Below are 23794 nucleotides of genomic sequence, written 5' to 3'. Positions count from 1 at the left end.
GTGCCGGTTCAGGGGGCTGAATTCAGCGGGAAAGGGGAGTGGGCGCTTTTCACAGGGCAAGCCGCCATTCCCCTGCCTTCACTCAAACAGGGGGAATGAAAAAAGAATGGAAATCCGGGAAGCAAATGCGTCTGATGCGGCAGGCATCAGTGAGCTGATATACAGGGTGTCGATGCAGTGTAACTTTTCAGAATTTGAGCCGTGCCCGCAATGGTTTATCGAGAGCATAAAACCCGATGCGCTTAAACCCTTTATCGTTGCAGATGACTATCTCTGGCTGATTGCCGTGGAAAGAGGTGAGATTACAGGTGTACTCACCGTTTTCGAAGGCAATTTAGTAAAATACCTTTTTGTGCAGCCGAAATTTCAGCGTAAAGGTGTAGCGCGGGCGCTCTGGCAACGGGTGACGCCCGCGCTGCGTTCAGAAATCAGTGTACGGTCCTCACTCTTTGCCGTCCCTTTTTATGAGAAAAAGGGATTCAAGAAAGTCGGGGAGGTTAAATTTTTCAACGGCGTATCATCCCAGACAATGATTGCTCAACGCTGAATTAAAGAAGAGATTTTTACGTTCTCATTTGCTGCACTACAACGGCCCGGCCACGCATCTTTCAAACCCACTCCGGGGGCAGGTGCACCTGGGCCCGTCACTCCTCTTCACTTATCACCGCGTGCATTTCCGGTATTCAACTCGCTGACTTTTCGCGTCATCCCCGCTTGGTAATGCTACAGGGGCGGATGCTTTGCAGCGTTTTTACATTACATCTGCCTCTTTTTACGCCTTTTTTACAGGCCGATCGGTTTAATTGAGGGCATCGGGTGCTGATGCACCTATCTTCAGGGAAGCCGTGGATGAAATGCATTAACAAGCCCCATTCCATACCGGGATGCAGCGATGCTGCAGTAGCTGATCTTGCTGAGCAGCAACGCCTTCGCCTTATTTCGCCCCGCAAATGGTTCAGAGATGCCATTGAGGCCAGCACCGATCCGGCACTGCTCAACTATCGGCTGATTTCCCAGTGGCTGAGCGAATCTATACCGGATACCCGCTCTCTGACTCTGGCGCTGAACAATAGTCTCTGTTTTGGACTTTACCGTAATGGCCGGCAAATCGGTTTTGCCCGCGTCGTGACCGATATGGCAGAGACCTGGGTAATCCGGAATCTGTTCATCTCGCCAGAATATCGTTTTATCGGCCTCGGCTCATGGCTGCTGCACTGTTGTCTGTCTCACCCTGGTGCCAGGGGCTGCCGGAGCATCATTGCGATGGGTGAGCCCGTGCCGGATTTCTTCGAACGCAACGGATTTATGGCTTTTCCCGCACTGCCTGGCGTCTACGTGACGACGTTGCACGAAGGGGTTTACGACCCGGTTTGTGCCAAAAGCGCGAGCAGGCATTAAGCCCGGGTGCACGCTTATGAGCGGTTTTCTCCAGTTTATTATCCGACCTCCGATGAATAGCGGCTCGCTGCCTGGCAATGTTGCCTCTCCGCAGCGGGCTCTTAAGGAACACACCATGTCAGGCCTTATCCTTGTTTCTCATAATCAATGTCAACGATCGACGCTTACTGCCGTTTATGAAGGCATCCTTTCCCGTCAGGGAGGCGTGTGGATTAGCTGGGATGGTGAAAGCAACGTGATACCTCAGGATGCGTCAAGACCTTACGCCGTGCAGCAGGCAGGCCAGTATGAAACCGTGACCTTCCCGTATACGCCAGGCGAACTGAATGAGGGTTACCACAACTATATTCACAAAGGGCTCTGGCCTGTTTTTCATCAGCGTCCTGACATGGCCCGTTTTTCCACCAGTGGCTATCAGGAATATAAAAACATCAATAAGGCCTATGCGCGCGCCATCTGCGAAAATGCGACGCCTGACGATACTATCTGGATTCAGGACTATCACCTGCTTGGCTGTGCTTCTTATATTCGTGAAGAAGGGCTGACCAACTCAGTAGGTATTTTTCTGCATCAGCCATTCCCGGCTGGCAGAATGTTTGAAACCATTCCCGAATGGCGCTGGTTCACTGACTCATTACTGTGTTGTGACCTGATTGGCTTCCAGACCGTGCAGGATATGAACAACTTCCTTGTCTGGCTGGAGAGCGAATTCCGTCTGGAGCATCTGGACGCCCAGAGCTTCCGCATTCATGGACGGGTTATCCGGGTGGGTGTGTTTCCGGTCGGGATTGATCTTGACGATGTGCAGTGCCTGCGCGAGAGCAACAGCTGTGCATATATGGAGATGCAGTGCCGCGACAGTCTGCCAGAAAATACCGTACTCAGCGGTGGCCATCTTGATGAGAGTTCAGGTCTGCCTTACCGCATCAGCACCCTGGAAGTACTGCTGCGCAGACATGATTGCTACCAGAAAAATATCACGCTGTTGCAGCTTGCGCCGCCGGCCGCCGGGCACGCACACGATGCGTCTGAACTCGGCCATGAACTGGAAGCACTCTGTGGTGAGCTGAATGGCGTGCATGGCACAATGAACTGGTATCCGGTGAACTATCTGACGCACGCCTACAGCCGGGAGGAGCAGGCGGGTATCTACCGTGCGTCGCGTGTTGCGCTGGTGACGCCGTTAATGGCGGGCATGAGCCTGATGGCGAAAATGTATGTCGCCCTGCAGGATCCGAAAAATCCCGGCGTGCTTATCCTCTCGCAGTTCGCCGGTGCCGCCGAGCAGATGGAGGGTGCCATCATCGTGAATCCTTACGATCCTGACGCTATGGCCAGTGCGGTGCATCGCGCCCTGCAGATGCCGTTACACGAACGGCGGTGTCTGCATGCCCGTCTGATGAAAGGCCTGCATATGCACAACAGCCATCACTGGGCGGAGTCATTTTTGCGCATGCTGAAAGCTGAGGCGGTTGTTCCGGAAGTCCTGCCGCCGCCGGTGTTTTTTCCGCGACTGAGTAGTAGCCGGGCGAGGTACTGAGTTTCCGTCAGTACCACGAGCCGTTCAGAAAGCGGGTTTGCAGAAGATAAAGCTCACCGCATCACGCTTTAAAATTCCCCCCTGACTGTCGCAATCGCTCGTTGATAGCGATCAGTTCAGGGAGGTCATCCGGCGTGAGTAAGTCGAGAAAATGTCGTCGCACGCTTGCAGCATGCACCGGTCGGGCTTTGTCGAGGAGCAGGCGACCTGCGTCAGTAATGCCTACCGAAATACCTGACGAACTTTTGCGGTTTCGCTGCACAAGCCCCCGTGATGACATACGTGAAAGCTGATGTGAAAGCCGCGACTTATCCCATTCGATATATTCCTGCAGTTCACGCTGAAGCAGTTCTGCATGCGGACTCTTGCTCAGCTCCATCAGGATCATGAAATCCTGATCGGACAGTCCGGTGGCTTCACTGATATCCCTGGCGATCCGCCCCGTGATAAGTGCGGCCAGCCGGCGGTATCCACGCCATGCCAGCCACTCTTCGTCTGAAATTTCCGTGGTATGCATTATTTACTCGACTCCGAGGTTGATATGTCAACTTTGTGGTTATAGAGTATACGCTTTAACGCCTGAGAGAAAAACCATGTCGGACAGACTCACTATTGCCATCGTTGGCGGAGGCCCTGCAGGCCTCACTGCGGCAGTCATACTTCAGAGAAATGGCTTTGACGTCACTCTGTTTGATGAAGAGTCTGGCGATTCTGAGCGGAGTCAGGGTGGATCACTGGATTTGCATGCTGACAGCGGGCAGGAGGCGCTGCGCCGGGCGGGACTTCTCCAGCAGTTCAGAAATGTAGCGAGGCATGAGGATCAGAAAAGCCGGATGCTGAACTACCGTACCGGAGAAATCGAGGGCGACATGCCTGGGCCGGAAGGTGAAATGGATAAACCTGAAATTGACCGCGGCGAGCTAAAAACGCTTCTACGAAACGCACTCACCCCAGAAACCCTCCAATGGGGTCATAAGCTTCATTATGTGGACTACGGCCTGGAAAAAAATCATGGGCTGATGTTCAGAAACGGCAGGCGCTATGAAGCGGACATTGTCATTGGTGCCGATGGGGCCTGGTCGCGGGTCAGATCTTATCTGACGCCGGAACGCCCACGTTATACCGGCATAACGTTCTTTGAGGGCTGGATAAATGAACCCTCCGGCCATATCAATCGCATTGCAGGAAAAGGAACGGCTTTCAGCTTTGGCGGCACGGAGGCGCTGGTGACACAACGTAATGGAGGAGGACGGATTTGCGTTTATGCGGCCATGAAGCGTGATGCTGATATGATCGATCAGATTGTCCTGCGGCAGGACATAACCGCCTATGTGCGCAACAGTTACAACGGCTGGGATTCTTCCCTGCAGGCAGTCATCAACGCGACCGGCGACTATGTCAGGCGTCCGATCTATAGCCTGCCCGTGGATTTTTGCTGGGTGCCGCGTCCGGGCATTACGTTAATCGGAGATGCGGCTCACCTGATGCCACCTGTTGGCACAGGCGTTAACCTGGCAATGCTTGATGCTTCTGACATGGCACTGGCTTTATGCGAGGCGTCGCACCCGCTAAACGGTTTACGCTATGCGGAAACCCTCATCATGGAACGCGCCCGCGACATAATGCCTGCCGCACTATCCGGTTTTCAGGACTGGTTCTGCGAAAAAGAGTAGCCTGAAAAAATTAAGATATGAAATAGCGGCCAGTTTCTGGTGTTCCGGTTACAAATTTCAGTGACTGCCTGTAGCGACGTCATTCTTAATACGAAACAACTGACTTCCTGCTGAAGAGCGGTCAGATTTGAATTATCACTTCAGGTCTCATCCGCTTCCGGATGCGGGCCTGAGAATATGACAATCCTCCTGCCATAAAGATACCTGGCAACCGGGACATCTCCATTCTGGGTTGAGTTTCCCTTTTTCATCTTCCCCACTGTACAAATTATGCAATGTAAGCCTTGCAGGGCTCAGACCGTTTGCGATCCTTTGCGGGCATCGTGTTTTGCTACGATAAATATCGATATTATGAACGTGTGGATCACTACGCGTTTCAAGCGCGGCAGCAGAGTAGAGAGTAAACCAGGCGGAGAAAACCCCCACTATCGTCTTCTCTAATTTAAGTAATCCTGAATTCTGAATAAGCTTCATAGACATTTGTTCCTGGATTGATCATTTATTCAGGAAATACGCAACCGCATTAATTTATAAGACACTTTCAGTGCTTATCTCTGCTGCCGAAGCAAAAAGGGGAGTATCCTGGCCGGAAATCTTTTGGTCTTCAGACTATAAAGCCGTCGGGTCTGACCAGAATAGTTTGATTATCAGCTAAGCCTGTCAGCGAACGCCATGATGATGATTCTTCACACGGGAATAACTCATGACCAAATCTGTAAAAGCACTCCTGACCGAGAGCATAAGAGTCTGGTCCACCTAATCTGACGTACTCAGTGTCGAATAAATCGAGAGTGGAAATAGTTTTACCGCAGTAAATAACCCACAGATGCGGAAATCTGGTGCCTGGCTGACAGAGTAATTTTTCAACTGTCCTGTTTCGGGCATACTCATAACGCATGTGAAGTTCATTACAATCAATAATGTCATTGAAATAACCGGCGTTGCCCGGGGATTTTATCTGGAAACGCGCATCAAAATCCGTTCTGAGCCAGGCCTGTTTGCCGTTTCTTTCCGCCACCGGCAGCCTTTCCGTTTCATAGGTCTCAAGCAGGGATTCATCATCTTTCCCTGCTAAAACATGCGCGATTTTCCAGCACAGGTTATGGGCATCGGCAATGCCCGTATTGGCGTTAAATCCCCCCCAGGGTGGCATGACATGCGCTGCGTCTCCCATCAGAAAAATTCGATCTCTGCGGTAGACATTAGCCACTTTGACACGCGTATTCCAGGGGGAGCGAGCTAATACTTTAATTTCACAATCTTTACCGATAGCGCTGCGCAGAGCGGATATCAGTGCGTTGTCATCCCATTGTTCCGGATGACATTTATCAGGATCATAATCCAGATGAAAAGACCAGCGCGTCGTATTATTCATCGACAGGAACAGACCCTTAACAGTGTCATTGCTTACTTCGCACTGGCTGAATGTTTTACCGCATACATCATCAGTCAGGTCTGCTTCAAAAAAAATGTTCAGGTAGTGTCTGCTGGCTTCAATACCTTTTCGCTGAATACCTGATGCGCTTCGGATTGAACTTCGCGCGCCGTCTGCGGCAAACAGAAAGCTGGCATTGATTTGATGCAATGCCCCCTCAGAATCCCTGACTCTGGCGGTGACTCCGCTCTTATGCTGGCTAATTTCGATGAGTTCCCAGCCAAAATGTATATTTTGTTCTCTGTCCAGCAACGCTTCATAGAGCACTGGCTCAATCAGCGTCTGAGGACAGGCGGTTAACATGCAGGGTGACGGATCCGCTTCAGAGTGTAAGCGCTGAACGTCAGCTTCACTGAGCGACAGTGAATCCAGCATTGATTTGCCGCTCCTTGCTCCCCCAAATGTGCCTTGCTTCCATGCCTTCAGTGCCTGTTTTTCGATGGCTTGCTGCAGTCCCACACTGCGATACAACTCCATCGTCCTGGCTGAAAACCCTCTCGCACGAGGCAGCATCGACAGCGTTGGATTTTTTTCAATCAGGATGAATGGCACATTGTTCTGGTGCAGAAAGAGGGCCGCAGAAAGTCCCACAATGCCCCCTCCAGTGATTAAAACCCCTGTTTCATTCAGATGCTCATTTGACATAATACCCTCCGTTTTTGAGTCCGGGATAACAAAACATGGTAAGCTTATCACTGATAAATTAGAACTTATCACTGATAAGCTGGGAGATCTATGAAAAAAATTTTGAGCGCTGACCAAATCGTTACGGAAGCATTGATGTTGCTGAATGAAGCAGGAATTGATGGCATCAGTACGAGAAAAATTGCGAAGCAGCTGGGCGTAGAGCAGCCGGCTCTGTACTGGCATTTCAAAAATAAAGACAGGCTACTGCAAGCCATGGCCGAAGCCGCCATGCAAACTCACTGGAATTTTCCCTTGCCTGAAGAGGGTCAGGACGTAAAAACATGGCTTATAAACAATCTGAAGTCATTTCGTCATACTTTGCTTCTCTACCGTGATGGTGCCCGCCTCCATGCTTTTCATGTGCCTGGTGACGACAGCGGACGGCTTGAACAGAAGATAAGCTTTCTGGTGGGGCAGGGGATCGATGAAAATGATGCGAAACTCGCGTTGATGACAGCATCAAAATTCACGGTTGGTTTTGTCCTTGAAGAACAACAGGAAGGCTCGCTGACGGAATTGAACAGGCGTAGTCAGTTCTTTATAGCCGATAAAGAACATATGTATGAACGAGGTCTTGAACTGATATTGAGTGGAATTATTTCTGAATAAAAGGGCATTAAATAAGCATCAGAAATTCCTCAACATAGACAGGGGTGGTTTTTTTCATTTCCCGGTGTGAAAGCCACTTCCTGTTAAACTATTTTTCCGCTTAAATTTAAGACAATTAATATTGAAAGCGTCAGACGTTAAATCGGTTTTCTACAGGATGTCGGGCTGTGAGGTCTGGGTGGATCGCCATCTTTGCCATTGAAGTTTCAGGCTTTTCCTGTCTGTGCGGATGCTGTCATTCATGACAATAATTTTCACTATTTGGCTTATACGGAAATGCCTGAAATCCTTCTTATTTTCGCACCAGGCTATAAGCAAGCTATGTGAAAAGTCGTATCCGAGGACGATGGGCCAGATAACTCTTTCAGAAATATTTCCATCTGCAGCGCGATATTTTATAAAAATTTTACGTTCATTGCGTATTGCCGCGCGGATTTCACGTGTGTCAGATTTACTGATTTCCCGGTTATCAGGTTTAATAGCAACCGTTGACTCAGTCAGTAAATCCATAAGTTTTTTCGGAATGACCGATGTGATTTTAGCTAATACATCATTCGCATTATGAGCAAGGGTGGCATCAGGCAGTTGTTTAACGAGTTCAATGCCTAAAAAGACAGCCTCAAGCTCTTCCGCAGTAAACATCAAGGGTGGCATATCATAATCTGAACTCAGCACATAGCCTGTTCCCGCCTCTCCCGCCACAGGAATGCGTTGCCCAGCCAAATCCGCCATATCTCTGTAGACAGTACGCTTAGATACCTCAAGCTCCTCTGCTAACTTAGCCGCTGTAACGGGAAAGTGATTTCTGCGAAGTATCTGAATTATCTGGAAAAGTCTGTCTGCGCGCCTCATTTTTTTTCCTGTTGCCATAACGGTGTCAGTAGGGTTGAACGATGATAGCTACTGACATCATTTATGCCATCGTTCGGAGAGTAAGCAATGAAATTAGCTTCAGTAAGACTGATTGTAAAAGACATGGCCAGGGTCGTTGAATTCTACGAATTTATCACTGAATGCCGCGCCCAGTGGCTTGCCCCTGTTTTTGCTGAGATTGTCATGCCAGGTGCTGCAATCGCTATTGGAAGCGAAGAGACCGTCCCGCTTTTCAGGGCGGGATGTGCAAAGGCGGCCTCTAATGAAACCGCCATAATCGAATTTTACGTTACCGATGTAGACCATCATTTCAACAGGTTACGAGTGCAGGGTATTGAATTTGTTCACGAACCCAAGGTCATGCCCTGGGGAAACCGGACACTGCAATTTCGCGACCCGGAAGGCACGCTCGTGTCACTGTTTACGCCTGTCACTGACAGCGCGATTGAAAGATTTAATCGCTAAGCAAAGCTGCTTAAGCCACCCGGCAAAGGCGCGTCTGGATATTTCGTCATCCATGTTGCCTGACATGTCTGGCAGGAAATACGCCAGGTGAAGTTGTCCGGATGAAGCGTTCACGGCTCAGGAGGCGAAAGCCAGATAATCGGCTCACGCTGAGCCGATTATCTGCGGAAGACGCGTTATTTACTGATGGCATCTGTGACCAGTTTTGCCGCGCTGGCCAGAACATCTTTGCGCGCGGTTGCGTCTTTAACAGGTTGGGTGAAGTAAGTTGTGAGAACGATGGGGGCGTGATGCTTTGGCCAGATGACGGCAATGTCATTCGTTGTGCCATAGTCACCACTGCCTGTTTTATCTGCCACTATCCAGTCAGCCGGCAGGCCCGCTTTAATACTGTTTACACCTGTAGTATTGCCCTTCATCCATTCTGACAGCCGGGTTCGCTGCTCTTCTTTAAGAGCGGATCCCAGAACAAGTTTGCGAAGCGTGTCAGCCATCGCTAAAGGGGTCGTGGTATCACGCGCATCACCCGGCATGGCCGTATTAAGCTCCGGTTCTTTTCTGTCCAGACGGAAAGCCTTATCGCCTGCTGTTCGGGCAAATTGGGTTGCCTGCTGCGGGCCACCCAGATAGGCGAGTAATTTATTCATCGCGGCGTTGTCACTGTATTGCAGCGCCGCAGCACTCAACTCAGCAACGGTCATGGATGAGCCGATATGCTTCTGGGTGATGGGGTTGTAATTAACCATGTCACTTTTGTTTATATGAATTTTTTTATCAAGCAAAGCAGGATCACTTTCATTTTTCTTTAATATCGCTGCAACCGCCATTACTTTACTTGTACTGCACAGTGGGAATCTTTCATTGCCACGCCATGAATATGTTGAACCATCGGAGGTGTCAATGACCGTTACGCCGAGTCGTCCACCTGATTTATTTTCCAGTGTCTCAAACTGGCTTTTTAACGTCTGCTGGTCAAAAGCAGCATAGGCTGATAATGAACAACCTGTTGCGGCGAGCAGTAACATACTGGTCAGGCTTGCTTTAAAATTTATCATCATGAACCACCTTATTCTGAAATAAAAAAACATCATGGGGGTAAATTAAAATTCGCGGGAATAACTTCGCACCCCTTAAATTACGTGCTCCAAAATAAATGAATTTCGCTTTAAGAAAAAACGGTATAAATTGATGACAGTCATAAGAATTTCTGGGGTCTGATGTGAAAAGTGATATCCCGCTCAATGCGCTGCGAGCTTTTGAGGCTTCTGCCCGCCACCTCAATTTCACGAGGGCTGGCATGGAGCTTTTCGTCTCTCAGGCGGCGGTCAGTCAGCAGGTCAGGCTGCTTGAAGAACGATTAGGGGTGGTTTTGTTCAAAAGGCTTCCCCGGGGCCTTGAGCTGACCGACGAGGCCCGGCTACTTTTCTCAAAAATTTCTGAAGAATTTCATCGTATTGAAAAGGCGTACCGTCAGTTCGAAGGAGGAAAGGTCAGGGAAGCACTGTCGATTTCCTGTGTAGGCACGTTTGCGCTGGGCTGGCTTTTACCGAAAATTGAAGACTTCCAGCAGAGACACCCTGCTATCGAACTGAGTATCCAGACAAATAATAACGTTGTAAGCCTTGCCGGAGAGGGTGTCGATTTTGCTATAAGATACGGTTCTGGCAACTGGACTTCATCGCATAACGCACTTCTTCTGGATGCGCCGCTTACCCTGTTGTGTCGGCCTGAGACCGCAAAGAGACTACTCAAACCTGGCGATATTTCTGGCGAGACTTTATTACGTTCTTATCGTATTGAAGAGTGGGATAACTGGTTTGCTGCAGCAGGTATCCCTCCGTTCAGAATTAATGGACCTGTTTTCGATTCTTCACGCCTTATTATTGATGCCGTCATGATTACCGGTGGCGTAGCACTGGCTCCGGATGTCATGTTTCAACCGGAAATAAAACAAGGCTTGCTCGCCAGACCTTTTGATATTTACGCCGGTCAGGATGGGTACTGGTTAACGTGGCAGAGAGCCAGAAAAATGACCCATTCGATGCACATATTCCGCGAATGGATTAGTCAGCAAATAATGACCCCGTAGTTGACTCAGGTCCGATCTGTCATCACGCTTCGCAGCTCCTCTCTGAGCCAGCGAAGCGCCATATCGTTATCAAAACGTTTATGCCAGAGCAGCGAAAGGGCGATCTCCGGTGTTGCCACCGGCACAGGACTGCAACATAAACCGTAATGGGCGATCCAGTCATCCGCCAGCCCGGCGGGAACTGTGGCTAACGCGGGCGTGCGCGCCAGCAGTGGCGGCAGAGAGGAAAAATGCGGCGTGACGTAGCGAATCGAACGTGCTTTTCCTGAAGCCGCAAGCGCGTCATCGATAGCGCTCCATATCGCCCCACGATAAGAGACCAGCAGATGATCGTGTGCTACGTAATCCTCCACCGTCAGCGGCGCAGGCAACGAAAGTTGTTGCGGGTGCCACAACGTACAAAAGTTATGTGACACGATCTTCTCACGTTGCAGCGTGGCGGGCGTGCTGTCGCCCACTGAAATGGCGAGATCAATCTCGCCACGTGCGACCAGCTCCGCATCCCGGAAGGGATCGCTGGCCGTAATCTGAAGTGTTATGCCCGGTGCGGTGCGCGTAATGTGCGCATACAGTTCTGGCATGAGCCAGCGTTCAACCCAGTCGCTCATTCCCAGCCGAAAAACATGCGTCGCCTCCGAGGGCGTGAAGGAGGCGGGCTGAAAAAGTACATTCTGCATCTGCGCCATTAAAGGGCCCAGCTCCGCGATCAGCGCTTCCGCTCGCGGGGTCGGCTCCATGCCCTTCGCCGTGCGCACGAAGAGTGGATCGCTGAACATGATCCGTAACCGGGCCAGAGCATTACTCACCGCAGGTTGCCCCAGATGCAGCTTTTCTGCTGCACGCGATACGCTGCCTTCCCGCCTGAGAACCAGCAGCACCGTCAGCAGGTTCAGGTCTATACGATGAAAATCATTTTCTCTGATAGTGAGCATCAGTTTAATCAATTTGAGTGATACAAGTTGCGTCAGGATACTGCCACCCACGTTGTGATGAAACTTTAGGAAGAGGAAATGATGAAAATTTTACTGATGCTGGTCGCTTCACTTATCGCATTCAGTCCGGTCCATGCGGCCGTTCAGCCGTCTGCACTGGATCAGCAGGCGCCGGGTTATTACCGCATGAAGCTGGGCAAACTGCGTATAACCGCCGTTTCCGACGGCACGGTCACGGTGCCCCTCAATTCATTACTGACCAACATTTCGCCGGACAAACTCAGCAAAGCGATGGCCAGAGATGCGATGACGCCGCAGGCCGAAACCTCCATCAATGCCTTCGTTATCGATGATGGCAAAAAGCGCATCTTAGTCGATACCGGAGCGGGTGAGCTTTTCGGCCACAATGGCGGACATCTGCTGACTAACCTTGCCGCAGCGGGCTATCCGGCAGCGTCGATCGATGCTGTACTTCTGACCCACATCCATGCCGATCACTCTGGCGGTGTGATGCGTGCGGGCAAGCCTGCTTTTCCAAACGCTGAAGTTTACGTGGATAAACGGGATGTCGATTTCTGGCTTAATCCGGCTAACGCCAGCCGGGTGGAGGCCAGCCAGGCACATACTTTTGCAGAATCTGAACGGACGCTTCGCCCGGTTATCAACGCCGGGCTGCTCAAAACGTTTATCGCGCCAGCCACCTTACCGACAGGGATTCGTGCAGAGTCGACAGCCGGCCACACGCCGGGCAGCGTACTTTATCGCGTAGAGAGTGAAGGACAGACACTGGTGCTCTGGGGCGATATCGTCCATGCCAAAGCAGTACAAATGCCCGATCCTGAAGTGGCTATCCACTTTGATGTTAATCAGAAGCAGGCTATCGCTACACGTGAGAGGGTACTGCAACAGGCTGCCGACCAGGGCTACTGGGTGGCTGCCGCGCATATCGCTTTCCCTGGCCTGGGCCATGTTCAGCATGAGGGTAACGCCTATCGCTGGGTGCCCGCTAATTACAGTGCGCAGCTGGGGAAGTAGGTTTTAAGCTAAGCAGTGGGCGGAAAGCCATATTGTTGTCGCTTCGCTATGGTCAGGTTCTCTCTTTAATACGGAAAAGAATGCAGCTAATGTAGGGAAGCGGTGGTTAAGAACGTTCGTTTTTGCTGCACTGCTTTGGCATGGGCACATGCGTTCAGCATTGCTTTGTCGTTTATTGCGCACAAGCGCACATTACACGACCAGGACGTTAGCATAATTGAATTTGCTGAGGGTGTGTCTGCGCTGGGTGCTTCAGATTTCAATATTGGAATAGACTTCAATGAACTCGCTGAAAATTAAAAATTTCCGCATACTACTTGCCTCTCTTTTCATCTCGAAATTGGGCGATTATGCATATGAGGTCGTTTTCGTATTTATTGTGCTCGAAAACACGCATAACAATTATCTTCTGACGGGCTGCGTCTATTTTTTTCGTTTTATTCCTTTTCTTTTTTTTGGCCCGGTTGGGGGCTGGATGGCAGATAACTGGCGTATCAAAAATAACCTTCTTATTAGTGAATGGCTTCGCCTGACGGTGACATTACTACTTTTCATATGCAGTCTTTATGATCTAATAAATATTGTCATCCTCATCATTGCGTCTGTTTCAACAACTATTGGTCGCGCTATTTTCCAGCCCAGCTTTCAGACTGCAGTGCCCGGAACAGTACCCTCTGAAAAGCTGGGCAGTGCCAATGGCATCTCGCAGATAGCTGAAGAAACTGCGTCTGTGGCAGGTCCTCTTATTTGTTCAGTCATAATTTCACTAGCAGACAAGCCCTGGGTGCTGATGTTCAATACATTAACGTATGCAATTTCAATTGTAATACTGTCTACTTATTCAGATAATCGAGGGATTAAAACGTCGGCGTTCAGATTTAAACAAGTATACAAGGAGAATCTTTCCTGCATAAAAAGTTTGTTTCAGGAAGCCCGCGGTTTATTTATTACTATTTTAGGTTCCTCTGTCTGCATTCTCTTTACCGGATCAATACTTCGTTTCATCATTCCTGCTGTAACTGTCAGTCAGGGTCGTGGGGAGGTTTTTACAAGCTGGATTTTTTCTCTTATGGCAGCAGGCACGATTACTGGCGGTCTGCTCTATAGTCGGTTGTCTGGCACGGTTTCACCTATTAAAGTCATGCGCAATAGGTTCTTTTACGGAATCTTACTGGTGTTGATGTCATTTGCCGCCCGCTATTCGTCTGAATCTCTTCTGCCGATAGCTTTCGTTCTGGGTATCAGCGGTGCATTCGTTGATATCTCTCTTGTGACAGTCATACAGTCCTGGTCTGTTTCTGAGAACACTGGCAAGATATTTGGCACGTTTTCTACTCTGGCTAATACCGCTGAAGCGCTTTCTGGTCTCCTATCCGGGCTGGCCGCCGCTGCGAGTCTGATGGTGGCTTTTGCAGGCATGAGTTCACTCATTGTACTAACCGGCATTATCTCGATGGCTTGTCTTCGAGATAAAATACCAAAGGATATTTCAGAAAGAGGCGAATCAGACAGTTCATTTTAAAGAGCGTCCATAGTGGCGGTTTAAATAATTGAGGTTTCTTTGGCGAAACTCAGCTGAAGCGGCTTATGCCATAAACGGGGTATCCATTCCGGATGCCCTCACATTCACTCTTTTACTGAGCTGCCTCTGGCGCCGGGCCTGAAGGCCTGTTGTTTGGCACTCCAGGCGATGATGAACGCAAAAGTCATAAAGGCCAGCAGCACCCAGGGAAAGGATCCTGCACCGGCGTTATTAAGAAGCAGACCGCCAATGACGCCGCCGCTGGCGATGGCCAGATTCCATGCCGTGGTCACCATCGCCTGAACGACATCGACATAGTTGCCTGCCGAATCGGCGGCGGCCGTCTGCATCTGAGTTGATGCACCACCAAACGACCATCCCCATACAATGACGGCCACAAACACCACAACCTGTTCCCGCATGTCCGCTGTCAGCGCCACAGAAACCGCCGCCAGTGCCGCAAGGCTTAGCAGAACCAGAGAGCGCAGATGGCGATCCACCAGCATGCCGGTAATCCAGATGCCGGCCAGTGCCGCAAGACCAAAAATCAGCAGGATAAGCCCGACGCTTGCGGCCAGCCCCGACAACTGCAGGAATGGTCCGATGAACGTATAAAGAATGTTGTGCGCCGTCATCCATAAAAAGATAACCGCGAGTACAGGCCTGACGCCGGGCATCCGGAAAACCTGCCATACCGGCAGGCGTCGGTCAGCCTGCTGTCCCGGCAGATCAGGAACTGCAATCCATGCCCAGATAAAGAGAATCACGGCCAGAGCTGCCATGATCCCAAATGGCACTCTCCATCCCATCATGCTGCCCAGCCATGCGCCTGCCGGGGTTCCTAGCGACAGAGCAACCGGTATCCCGACCATCGCAATCGCCAGAGCGCGGCCCTGCAATTCAGCCGGAACCAGGCGGCGCGCATACCCCGCCAGAATTCCCCATGCAAGTCCTGCCGCTACACCCGACATGAATCGGGCCGCCATCGTCAGCCAGTAGCTGGACGAAAGGGTGGTAATGGTGTTGAAAATCAGGAAGGTCCCGACGGCAAGCAGCAGCACTTTTTTACGTCGCCACCCACTGGTCAGCACCGTCAAAGGGATCGCCGCGAGCAGCGATCCCAGCGCATAAATGCTGACCAGCTGACCTGCCATCACCTGAGAAACGCCAAGACCCGCGCCGATTTGCGGAAGCAGACCCGCCGGAAGGGTCTCCGTCAGGATGGCGATAAAGCCTGTCATGGCAAAGGCCAGCAGGGAAGCCAGGGGCAGACCCCGTTGAGTTGTGGTTTCACTGAATGCGGTATTGGCGTGCACGTTGGAACCTTTTTAAGTTTTGTAGCGTTTAAATATTTGCGAAGACCCGTCTGATAACGGGCTGCCTGATATATATCGATCGATATATATATTCGAAACTATAGGCCGTCCTGCGGCTTGTCAAGCACATATGTATCGATTAGTATTTATATCCGGTCAGCGAAAACAGGAGCGGATATGGCACAGATGGGACGTCCACGGACATTTGACAGGGATGAGGCAATTCGCCAGGCGATGGCGCTTTTCTGGCAGCACGGCTACGAGTCAACCTCGCTTGCCATGCTCAAGTCGAACCTCGGTAACGGCATCACCGCACCGAGTTTTTATGCCGCGTTTGGTTCGAAAGATGCGCTGTTTGAAGAGGTGGTTGAATGCTATATGGCGACTTACGGCCAGGTTAATGATTGCCTGTGGGACGACACGCTTGCACCCCGTGATGCAATTGAACGGGCACTGCGTGCTTCCGCCAGAATGCAGACAGAGCAGGGGCATCCCAGCGGTTGCCTGATTGCGCTATCCGTAAACACCTGTTCGCCTGCGAACGAGCACATCCGTAAGATACTGACAGCGCAACGCGATCGTACCCGGTCAGGCTTTTTACGATGTGTGACGAGAGCAAAAGAACGGGGACATCTGGCTTCCGGGACAGACGTGCGGGCGCTGGCGGTAACTCTCCATAGCTTTGAGATCGGCCTGTCAACGGAAGCACGGGACGGGGCAACGGGTGATGAACTCAATGCGGCGGTATCATCTGCAATGAAAGCCTGGGATGCTCATGCGCTGAGCGGTGTTGATTAAAAGAGAGTGACGGGCAGGTTCAATGGGGAGTATGTGCCTGTCAGAGGGGGTCACCCTGCTGGTAAATGCGTTATCTGAACCAAAAGGGCTCGGAAAAGAAGGGAAGGTTTACACGTCAGAAAAAGCCCGCACGGCGCGGGCATTCAGAACGCCTTACAATCCCACCAGCGTAATCTGCTTCTTAATCGTCAGTGCTTTATACAACGCTTTCGCCAGGCTGCCAGATTCCACCTCCCGGTGAGCGCCATCCGAATCGGTCCAGAACGATTTAATGCGAAGTATGGTGTTAATGCTGGTCACGCGCTCCATCTCCAGCACCGCCAGCACAGGGTGGCGCATTTCGCCGAGTTCCTCTGTCGTATCCGCTTCAATGACCGCGGCGCGGGATGCCTGACTGTCAAAGATAACGTGGCAGCGTGCGCCATTCAGGTTAAGAATGTCGATGACTTCATAAAGGCACTCAACAGCTTCTGCACTGTAGGTTGCGGGCACATTTAACATAGCAAATCCCTCTGACGCAAAACGTAGTGAGCAGCCAGCATAGGCGAACTCTAATCAGAGGAGAAGTTACTGTTTTTGAATGAGAAATGTAGATCTCTAAGGTTACGATAACGCGCGTTATCTTAACTCCAGTTTAGGGTGGCACTATTTATAAGCGAAGCGTGTGTGAGTCCTGGCGACAGGCCGTGGATTTGACTTAAATAAAGTCCAGCATAAGGCAGACTAATCGTTCCAGCGAGGAATGTATTTACACAAGCATGCAGCGCCTTAGCAGCGTGCTTTCGACATTTTACAGAATGAACATTAGGTTAAGATTAGGATTTATCGCTGTCTGAAATAACCCCTCTCTGACACGGATAGTGCTGGCGGCTCAGGAAGCCAGTGTGTAAAGAGCCTGATTTGCGTCAGAGTCGGTGGGATAAAACACTTATCGGATCTTCAGCATCAGGGCTTGTTTACCTGCATGTTACCGAGTCCCGCCTCATCAGAAACTCGTCATAAAACACCCCATTAACACAGAGCGCTCCGGTATCGGTCGCCCATTCGGTGAAACCGGCAGAACGATAAAGCGCACAGGCAGCCTGATTTGTGGTAACCACCGATAGCTGCAGGGTTCTGACCTCTTTTCCAGCCTCAAGTGCTGCCGCTATAAGCCCTGATGCCAGCCCGGAACCTCTCATCTCCGCCCGCACATACATTCCCCATAGTGTGGCAACATGACTCAGTTTGGGGGCGGTATTAAACTGTAAACCCATTATGCCCAGCAGGGTGTTATTCAGGTCGAATCCCCCAAACACAACATTGTTTCGCAAACGTTCAGCGAAGAATTGATCGGGCTTCAGGCTCCACTCTTCCCAGGAAGCTCCGAACGCTTCAGGATGAAGACGCAACGCTTCCAGTCTGACTCTTCTGAAATCGTCCACATCACTTTCGTTAAGGCGGCGTATCGTAAATGTGTTCACGTCTGATTCCTGAAGTTGTGGAATTTTAGTCTGGTATTGTGGTTCAGATTAACCAGAATGATTACGTAACCAGACCTGTCATGAATAAAAAGTAAACGCCTAATAATCATCTAATAATTTGCTGGTATAGTGACGCAAAAAAATAGTGACGGGAGTTTATCTATGCTGAAGAAATACAGAGGTTCGCAAATCCTTTTTCACTGGCTGACGGTTTTGCTGATCATTGTGGCCTACGCCACGATTGAGCTGCGCTGGATGGCAGACAAGGGAACCTGGCAGCGCAATGTGGTGATGATCACGCACTTCTCCGCAGGCTTCTGCGTGATGATGTTAATGATGGCTCGTCTTTTTCTGCGCACCCGGACAAAAACTCCGCCGATCACACCACCTGTTGCGCGCTGGCAGACGGGGATTTCGCACCTGGTGCATACACTGCTTTATGCACTTTTTGTCGTCTTACCGATTCTTGGGCTGAGCTCGCGTTACCTGCGTGGCAAGGACTGGGCGCTGTTCGGGATAAACATGCCGGTTGCGACGATTCCGGATCCCGCCACGGCCAGTATGCTGATTGACTGGCACGAAACTCTGGCCCCGTTAGGATACTGGTTAATTGGTCTGCACGCGGTAGCGGCGTTATTCCATCACTATTTTATGAAAGATGACACGCTGCGCAGGATGATGCCGTAACCGGGTGATTCAGAAACCAGAGCGGGTAATCGTTAATGTTCCGGTACCCGTCTGTCGGATAAACAGGAATTAAGGGAAAATCATGCTCTGGTTACTATCGAAATACGCCATCACGGCTTTTATGGTTGTACTGATATCAGAAGTCGCTAAGCGCAGCGATCGTCTGGGCGGCCTGCTCGCCGCCTTGCCTATGGTCACCGTGCTGGTACTGATCTGGATGAAGCTGGAAGGGCAGACTCAGGAAAAAATCAGTGCGCATGCCTGGTACACCTTCTGGTATGTGATCCCGACGCTGCCGATGTTTATTCTGTTTCCCTTCCTCTATCAGCGCGCCGGCTTCTGGCTGACACTGCTAATCGCCTGTGCGATTACTGTCGTTCTCTTCGCGCTCTGGGCGCTGCTTCTGAAACGCTTTGGCATCATGCTGATGTAGTTCAGCAGTCAGTGCCCCTGATGACGCCCCGAAACGCTTTAGGCAGAGGTGAAATGATGATCCTGAGAACGTGCGACTCAGTGATTATGATCCCGCAGAAAAACGGTCAGCACATCTTTCGGCGGAACACTGCCGCATTCCGAGAGTAGCCAGCCGACCGCCCCACGATGGTAAGTACCATGAAGAAGCACATGATTCAGCATATCTGAGGCACTCATTCTCCCGTCACCCCCATCGACAAAACGGAACGTAATCGTTTCTGCTAAATCGGCCGGCGTCATGGAAGTCAGGTGGTTAATATACCAGTGGGTGCATTCGTCCATTCTGGCCTCCAGCTCCTGAACCGTCGGCGTTTCGGGCGTATTGAGCGCAGTGTACCCGTGCGATTGTCCCGTAATATTCGCTTTGAAAATCGTGTCGGTGACAAAGATATGATTCATTAATCTCAGCATCAGGTGACGTTTTTCTGCATAAGCCGTTGCGCTGACCTCTTTGATACTTTTCAGCGTTTCGGCATCGATCCATCGTTTGTACTTTAAAAGTGTAAGAATTGATTCTTTGTCCATGATTTGCACCTGATTTTAGCTACAGTAGACATCACTCCGATTAAACCACAATGGTTTTACGATGCCGACATCTTTAACTTCGACGCTTTATGCGCGCCTGCGTCTGCTGCTCTCTATCACAGCCGGACTGATTTGCTATTTTTTGATCTCTGATAAGCTTGGGCAGATGCAGCGTTTGTTGATTAGCTGGAACGTCTGGGCCTGGCTCTATCTCGGTATTCTCTGGTTTCGCATGCTGCGCACCGATGCAGCTGGGATCAAGCGGATTGCCCAGCAACAGGACCAGAGTGCCGCGCTGGTACTGGGGATGGTGATCGTCGCCTGTATGGTCAGCATTGTGGCTATCCTGAGCGAACTACCCACGCTGAAAGGGCTCTCCGACACCCCGCGACTGCTGCATCTGTTGCTGACAGCAATGACGTTGATTGCCTCGTGGGCCATGCTGCCCAGCGCGTTTGCGATGCATTATGCCCATCAGCATTATCTTTATCGGAATAACGATGTGAGTCCGCTGATCTTCCCGGACAAAACAAAAAATCCCGGTTACTGGGACTTCCTCTACTTTTCATTCACGATCGCCGTCGCCTCGCAAACGGCGGATGTCGCCACCGGTACGACAGAGATGCGTAAACTGGCACTGCTGCAGTCTGTAATCTCTTTTATTTTTAATCTGGCTATTCTGGGTCTGTCGGTGAATGTCGGGGCAGGATTGCTGAATTAAGCTGTTTTGTCATAAACCCATAGCCGGGTTTGTTTAACCCGGCATGCCAGGCTGTAACCCTATGGTCACTTATCGTGATTATAACAATGTGTAATAAGGTGTTAACTGCCTCTTCAACAGACACTCGCTGCCGTGTAAGTTCCTGAGTGTCTTACGCTTGTTATCCCGTAATCCGATAAGGAGAAAGAGAGTGAAAGCAACCGCAATGGTCACGACCAGCCTGTTAATGCTGATGAGCAGTGTTCATGCTGAAGGTCTGACGACATCGGCAGATGGTAAAAATCTCAACGTCAGTTTCGGCCAGCCCACCATTAAACAGGTGCTGCACTACCGTAAAATGTATGACAAAAAGCCGTTCCCCGATGCTGAGATTTATTACTACGATAACGGCACCTATAAGATCATTTCTCAGGGCGAAAACCACTACGGCGTTTACGTCATGCAGGGTAAGTTTGATGATGAAACCTTCACCGTGCGTTTTATTTCCCTGCCTTCTGCTGACTGGGGCAATAAAACCGCCTTTCACCAGTTAACCTTTATCAAAAGTGACAGGCAGAACGTCTTTATTCAGAATGCGATTGTGGACACCGGCGAGGCCATCGCGCAGCAGAACGGCACCTATACGCAGGAAAAGAACACCGTCACGAACCCTGTTTCCACAAGCTGGAAAAACAAATAATGATCGGGTGGCAGCGGGTCTGCCACCCTGTTTTAACTACTCCGCTTTTCGCGCAGGGCTAACCCAGTCATTTTCTGACTCAGAAGTTAACCAGGACACCGGAATACCTTATCTTATGTCTCGCAGTGCCTGGTGCTGCCAGATACAAAACCCCAATCACTCTTTAAAGGTCCTGAGGCGTAAATATGGACAATGTATTACCCCTGCTGGATGTGCAGGACGTCGCTTTTTCAGTCGGGGACCGTCAGCTACTGCGCCCGGTATCCCTGCAGTTACATCAGGGCGATAGCGTGTTACTCACCGGTCCATCCGGCAGCGGAAAAAGCACCTTCCTGAAAATCCTTGCTTCCCTCATCACGCCGATTTCCGGGCGAATTCTCTTCAGGAGCAGTGACATCGTCACGCTGAAAGCCGAAGAGTATCGCCAGCAGGTGTCGTACTGTTTTCAGACGCCGCAACTGTTCGGTCAGACGGTTTATGACAATCTGGTGCTGCCCTGGCAGATTCGCCGCCTGAAACCTCAGCAGAACAAAATGGTCGCTGCGCTGGAAAGCGTAAACCTCTCACCGGACATGCTGAATACACCGGTTGAACAACTGTCTGGGGGAGAAAAACAACGCGTCGGGCTGCTCCGAAATCTGCAGTTTATGCCTCAGGTATTGTTACTGGATGAAGTCACCAGCGCCCTTGATGAAGAGAACAGACTGGCCGTGCTTTCATTGATTCACCGGATCTCAGCGGAAGAGAAGGTGGCCGTGGTGCGGATCAGCCATGACGTTAACGATATTCAGCAGGCTGAGCAGGTGCTTCGCCTTGAGCCACCCGAAAAGGAGAATGCACGTGAATCAGCATAATATCAGTGACACCTCTCTGATGCTGTCGCTGACGCTGGTCGTTATCGCGCTGCTTATCAGCCAGAAAGAAGAACTCGGTATGGGCAAGGATATTATCTGGAGTGTCTGCCGGGCGATTATTCAACTGATTATTGTCGGCTTTGTGCTGAAGTCGATTTTCGACATCAATAACAGCTGGCTGACCGTGTTGATGGTGCTGTTTATCTGCGTGAATGCTGCGCTCAACGCACGCAAGCGCGGCCGGAATATCGACAATGCCTTTGCGATATCCTTTGTCGCTATCTTCAGTGGTACCGTCATCACGCTGACTATTCTGGTGCTGAGCGGCGCCATAGCATTTGTGCCGATGCAGGTTATTCCCATCTCAGGCATGATCGCCGGTAATGCCATGGTCGCGGTAGGGCTCTGTTACAGCAATCTGAACCAGCGTTTCAGTGACAATCACCAGAGAATCATGGAGATGCTCAGCCTGGGCGCATCGGTGAAGCTGTCGTCGGGACGCATTATCGCTGACAGTATCCGCACCGCAATGATTCCCACTGTGGATGCCGCCAAAACTGTCGGGCTGGTCAGCCTGCCGGGGATGATGTCCGGACTGATCTTCGCAGGAATCGATCCGCTCAAGGCGATTAAGTATCAGATTATGGTGACGTTTATGCTGATCGGGACCGCCAGCCTGTCAACGATCATCGCGGTCTACCTGTCCTACCGCCGGTTTTATAATGGCAGGGCGCAGCTGAAAATGGCGGATAATAAGGTGGACTGAGACTTTAATTGACAGAGTTACAGACGAGATAGCCCGTAAAAAGGACAAGTCAGAAATGGAAATCAACAGCATCGAACAGGGGCGATGGTGAACTTAACGGAGAGGGTGTGACTGCTGAACGTGTTTAACATCCTCGCCTTAGCCAGCAAAAAGTCGTCAGTCCAGAACGACTGATAATAGCATTACGTAAGAAAAAATTAATTTAGCAACTATATAAATGTTTCATTCGGGGTCGTATTTTTTATCAGAAAACGGCTGCCGACCTTTTCTATTATCGCGTTCTTGCCTTTCCACTCGTTAAACAGCACAAAGAACTCATCGGCGCTGATATCAAAATCAATAAGTATGCCTTTATAATTCCCGCTGGTTAACTTAAGACGTGCATCATTCAGGGTATAAGCCTTCACTGTTTTCATGATGAGCCTGCAATCAGTAATGACATGAGTGGAACAGATTCATACCACGTTATTATTTTAATAACACCTGTAAGGATGTAAAAATAATTGATGTTTCATTACAGTTAATGAACCGCTAATTTTTCGCGAGTCCATATCGGTATTGCGGGTGACCGTTTTCACCGGTTCAGAATGCTTTCGCGCGGTACAGCGATGATCCTGATATCCCGGAATAACTGCCTTTGCATCCTGGACTCAGGGTAAAGTATTGATAGTATTACTTATTTTATTTCATGCACACAAAAGATTTACGGTCGGCAGCAAGCGCAGCACATTTCGTTTACAGGGTCATAATGAGCTTGATTATTATTTTCTCGTCGCAGGTAATATTTTTTCTAACCCCCTATGTGAAGGATGATGATCATGAAAACTGTAAAAAAACTGTCATTTGCTGCTGTCGCTGCACTGTCTATGATCTCCTTTAGCAGCCTGGCTCAGACGATTTCTGTCACCTCATTAACCATGGACGGCGCGCAGGCAAAAATTGCCGCTCAGGCCCATGCTCAGAATGAGCAATATAAAATTCTGGAAGCCAGCACCAATAACCGCGTGCACATGACGGCTGAGCTTTACAAATAAAATTGTCGCGTCCGATGGAAGCTTCACTAAAAAAAGATGGCAACGCAAATGCCGATCACTTCAGATGATCGGCATTTTAATTTTATTTTCACCCATCCTGTTTTCCCTCTCTCAAAAAAACCGGCCCTAACCTGTTGTAACAAAAAATTAATCTAAAAAGCGTTTTGGTCAACGATGCGTTTAATCTGCCTGCCTGATAATCCCAGCCTTGTATCTATT

At 50.3% G+C, this 23794-nt stretch carries 27 protein-coding genes; 17 read left to right on the top strand and 10 right to left on the bottom strand.

Features of this window, described 5'->3' with window-relative positions; translation table 11 throughout:
* Window positions 1–106: 106 nt before the first annotated feature.
* From PU624_RS00250 to PU624_RS00240, 3 genes are all read left to right on the top strand, one after another.
* Window positions 107–547 carry a GNAT family N-acetyltransferase gene (locus PU624_RS00250; RefSeq protein WP_283544885.1) on the top strand — a complete coding sequence of 147 codons (441 nt, stop codon included), beginning with the start codon at window positions 107–109 and terminating at the stop codon, window positions 545–547.
* Window positions 548–849: 302 nt separating this feature from the next.
* Window positions 850–1398: a GNAT family N-acetyltransferase gene (locus PU624_RS00245; RefSeq protein WP_283544884.1), complete on the top strand. Its 549-nt coding sequence runs from the start codon at window positions 850–852 to the stop codon at window positions 1396–1398.
* A 115-nt stretch (window positions 1399–1513) separates the two neighbouring features.
* Entirely contained in the window at window positions 1514–2938 is a 1425-nt protein-coding gene (locus tag PU624_RS00240; protein ID WP_283544883.1) for an alpha,alpha-trehalose-phosphate synthase (UDP-forming), read from the top strand.
* Window positions 2939–2999: 61 nt separating this feature from the next.
* On the opposite strand, the gene PU624_RS00235 is transcribed toward PU624_RS00240, so the two are convergent.
* The gene (locus tag PU624_RS00235) at window positions 3000–3455 is read right to left on the bottom strand and encodes a MarR family winged helix-turn-helix transcriptional regulator (protein WP_283544882.1); all 456 of its coding nucleotides are present in this window, start codon (window positions 3453–3455) and stop codon (window positions 3000–3002) included.
* Window positions 3456–3531: 76 nt separating this feature from the next.
* Here PU624_RS00235 and PU624_RS00230 point away from each other — a divergent pair, with 76 nt between their 5' ends.
* Window positions 3532–4611: an FAD-dependent oxidoreductase gene (locus PU624_RS00230; RefSeq protein WP_283544881.1), complete on the top strand. Its 1080-nt coding sequence runs from the start codon at window positions 3532–3534 to the stop codon at window positions 4609–4611.
* Between the two features lie 604 nt (window positions 4612–5215).
* On the opposite strand, the gene PU624_RS00225 is transcribed toward PU624_RS00230, so the two are convergent.
* Window positions 5216–6691: an FAD-dependent monooxygenase gene (locus PU624_RS00225; RefSeq protein ID WP_283544880.1), complete on the bottom strand. Its 1476-nt coding sequence runs from the start codon at window positions 6689–6691 to the stop codon at window positions 5216–5218.
* Window positions 6692–6781: 90 nt separating this feature from the next.
* On the opposite strand from PU624_RS00225, the gene PU624_RS00220 reads away from it, so the two are divergent.
* Window positions 6782–7342 (top strand): TetR family transcriptional regulator, encoded by a 561-nt coding sequence (locus tag PU624_RS00220; protein WP_283544879.1) that lies wholly within the window; start codon window positions 6782–6784, stop codon window positions 7340–7342.
* Between the two features lie 150 nt (window positions 7343–7492).
* Here the strand turns inward: PU624_RS00220 and PU624_RS00215 are convergent, their stop codons facing one another.
* A complete protein-coding gene (locus tag PU624_RS00215; protein WP_349372152.1) occupies window positions 7493–8212 on the bottom strand; it encodes a helix-turn-helix transcriptional regulator in 720 nt (239 codons plus the stop codon).
* A gap of 69 nt (window positions 8213–8281) precedes the next feature.
* Between PU624_RS00215 and PU624_RS00210 the strand changes: the two genes are divergently transcribed.
* Window positions 8282–8680 (top strand): VOC family protein, encoded by a 399-nt coding sequence (locus PU624_RS00210; RefSeq protein WP_283544878.1) that lies wholly within the window; start codon window positions 8282–8284, stop codon window positions 8678–8680.
* 176 nt (window positions 8681–8856) lie between these two features.
* Here PU624_RS00210 and bla read toward each other — a convergent pair whose 3' ends face one another.
* Entirely contained in the window at window positions 8857–9735 is an 879-nt protein-coding gene (bla, locus tag PU624_RS00205) for a class A beta-lactamase (protein WP_283545166.1), read from the bottom strand.
* 164 nt (window positions 9736–9899) lie between these two features.
* Between bla and PU624_RS00200 the strand changes: the two genes are divergently transcribed.
* Window positions 9900–10769 carry a LysR substrate-binding domain-containing protein gene (locus PU624_RS00200; protein WP_283544877.1) on the top strand — a complete coding sequence of 290 codons (870 nt, stop codon included), beginning with the start codon at window positions 9900–9902 and terminating at the stop codon, window positions 10767–10769.
* 5 nt (window positions 10770–10774) lie between these two features.
* Here PU624_RS00200 and PU624_RS00195 read toward each other — a convergent pair whose 3' ends face one another.
* Window positions 10775–11701 (bottom strand): LysR family transcriptional regulator, encoded by a 927-nt coding sequence (locus PU624_RS00195; RefSeq protein ID WP_283544876.1) that lies wholly within the window; start codon window positions 11699–11701, stop codon window positions 10775–10777.
* Between the two features lie 81 nt (window positions 11702–11782).
* Between PU624_RS00195 and PU624_RS00190 the strand changes: the two genes are divergently transcribed.
* Together PU624_RS00190 and PU624_RS00185 are read left to right on the top strand one after the other, a co-directional pair.
* The gene (locus tag PU624_RS00190) at window positions 11783–12736 is read left to right on the top strand and encodes an MBL fold metallo-hydrolase (RefSeq protein ID WP_283545165.1); all 954 of its coding nucleotides are present in this window, start codon (window positions 11783–11785) and stop codon (window positions 12734–12736) included.
* A gap of 280 nt (window positions 12737–13016) precedes the next feature.
* Window positions 13017–14258, top strand: coding sequence for an MFS transporter (locus tag PU624_RS00185; protein ID WP_283544875.1), 1242 nt, complete (start codon window positions 13017–13019; stop codon window positions 14256–14258).
* Window positions 14259–14362: 104 nt separating this feature from the next.
* Here PU624_RS00185 and PU624_RS00180 read toward each other — a convergent pair whose 3' ends face one another.
* Entirely contained in the window at window positions 14363–15574 is a 1212-nt protein-coding gene (locus PU624_RS00180; RefSeq protein ID WP_283544874.1) for an MFS transporter, read from the bottom strand.
* Window positions 15575–15751: 177 nt separating this feature from the next.
* Here PU624_RS00180 and PU624_RS00175 point away from each other — a divergent pair, with 177 nt between their 5' ends.
* Window positions 15752–16372 (top strand): TetR/AcrR family transcriptional regulator, encoded by a 621-nt coding sequence (locus PU624_RS00175; protein ID WP_283544873.1) that lies wholly within the window; start codon window positions 15752–15754, stop codon window positions 16370–16372.
* A gap of 153 nt (window positions 16373–16525) precedes the next feature.
* On the opposite strand, the gene PU624_RS00170 is transcribed toward PU624_RS00175, so the two are convergent.
* Together PU624_RS00170 and PU624_RS00165 are read right to left on the bottom strand one after the other, a co-directional pair.
* Window positions 16526–16873: a hypothetical protein gene (locus PU624_RS00170; RefSeq protein WP_283544872.1), complete on the bottom strand. Its 348-nt coding sequence runs from the start codon at window positions 16871–16873 to the stop codon at window positions 16526–16528.
* A gap of 455 nt (window positions 16874–17328) precedes the next feature.
* Window positions 17329–17835 (bottom strand): GNAT family N-acetyltransferase, encoded by a 507-nt coding sequence (locus PU624_RS00165; RefSeq protein WP_283544871.1) that lies wholly within the window; start codon window positions 17833–17835, stop codon window positions 17329–17331.
* A gap of 162 nt (window positions 17836–17997) precedes the next feature.
* Between PU624_RS00165 and cybB the strand changes: the two genes are divergently transcribed.
* Both cybB and PU624_RS00155 read left to right on the top strand, forming a co-directional pair.
* On the top strand, window positions 17998–18522 hold the full coding sequence (gene cybB, locus PU624_RS00160; protein WP_283544870.1) for a cytochrome b561: 525 nt from the start codon (window positions 17998–18000) through the stop codon (window positions 18520–18522).
* 82 nt (window positions 18523–18604) lie between these two features.
* A complete protein-coding gene (locus PU624_RS00155) occupies window positions 18605–18955 on the top strand; it encodes a DUF3147 family protein (protein WP_283544869.1) in 351 nt (116 codons plus the stop codon).
* Window positions 18956–19032: 77 nt separating this feature from the next.
* Here the strand turns inward: PU624_RS00155 and PU624_RS00150 are convergent, their stop codons facing one another.
* Window positions 19033–19521, bottom strand: coding sequence for a DinB family protein (locus tag PU624_RS00150; protein WP_283544868.1), 489 nt, complete (start codon window positions 19519–19521; stop codon window positions 19033–19035).
* A gap of 61 nt (window positions 19522–19582) precedes the next feature.
* Between PU624_RS00150 and PU624_RS00145 the strand changes: the two genes are divergently transcribed.
* From PU624_RS00145 to fetB, 4 genes are all read left to right on the top strand, one after another.
* The gene (locus PU624_RS00145; RefSeq protein WP_283544867.1) at window positions 19583–20242 is read left to right on the top strand and encodes a DUF1345 domain-containing protein; all 660 of its coding nucleotides are present in this window, start codon (window positions 19583–19585) and stop codon (window positions 20240–20242) included.
* Between the two features lie 190 nt (window positions 20243–20432).
* On the top strand, window positions 20433–20921 hold the full coding sequence (locus PU624_RS00140) for a hypothetical protein (protein ID WP_283544866.1): 489 nt from the start codon (window positions 20433–20435) through the stop codon (window positions 20919–20921).
* A 185-nt stretch (window positions 20922–21106) separates the two neighbouring features.
* Window positions 21107–21775 carry an iron efflux ABC transporter ATP-binding subunit FetA gene (gene fetA / locus PU624_RS00135; protein WP_283544865.1) on the top strand — a complete coding sequence of 223 codons (669 nt, stop codon included), beginning with the start codon at window positions 21107–21109 and terminating at the stop codon, window positions 21773–21775.
* Complete coding sequence (fetB, locus tag PU624_RS00130) at window positions 21762–22541, top strand: iron efflux ABC transporter permease subunit FetB (protein ID WP_283544864.1); 780 nt, start codon at window positions 21762–21764, stop codon at window positions 22539–22541. The genes fetA and fetB overlap by 14 nt, the downstream gene beginning before the upstream one ends.
* Before the next feature lie 209 nt (window positions 22542–22750).
* Here the strand turns inward: fetB and PU624_RS00125 are convergent, their stop codons facing one another.
* Entirely contained in the window at window positions 22751–22957 is a 207-nt protein-coding gene (locus tag PU624_RS00125) for a hypothetical protein (RefSeq protein WP_283544863.1), read from the bottom strand.
* Between the two features lie 402 nt (window positions 22958–23359).
* Between PU624_RS00125 and PU624_RS00120 the strand changes: the two genes are divergently transcribed.
* Complete coding sequence (locus PU624_RS00120) at window positions 23360–23575, top strand: YdgH/BhsA/McbA-like domain containing protein (protein ID WP_283544862.1); 216 nt, start codon at window positions 23360–23362, stop codon at window positions 23573–23575.
* Window positions 23576–23794: the final 219 nt, after the last annotated feature.

Origin of the sequence: Pantoea sp. Lij88 (assembly GCF_030062155.1) — a bacterium.
GTDB lineage: Bacteria > Pseudomonadota > Gammaproteobacteria > Enterobacterales > Enterobacteriaceae > Pantoea.
Note: the sequence above shows the minus strand (reverse complement) of the source record. Positions and strands in the feature narration are given on the sequence as shown.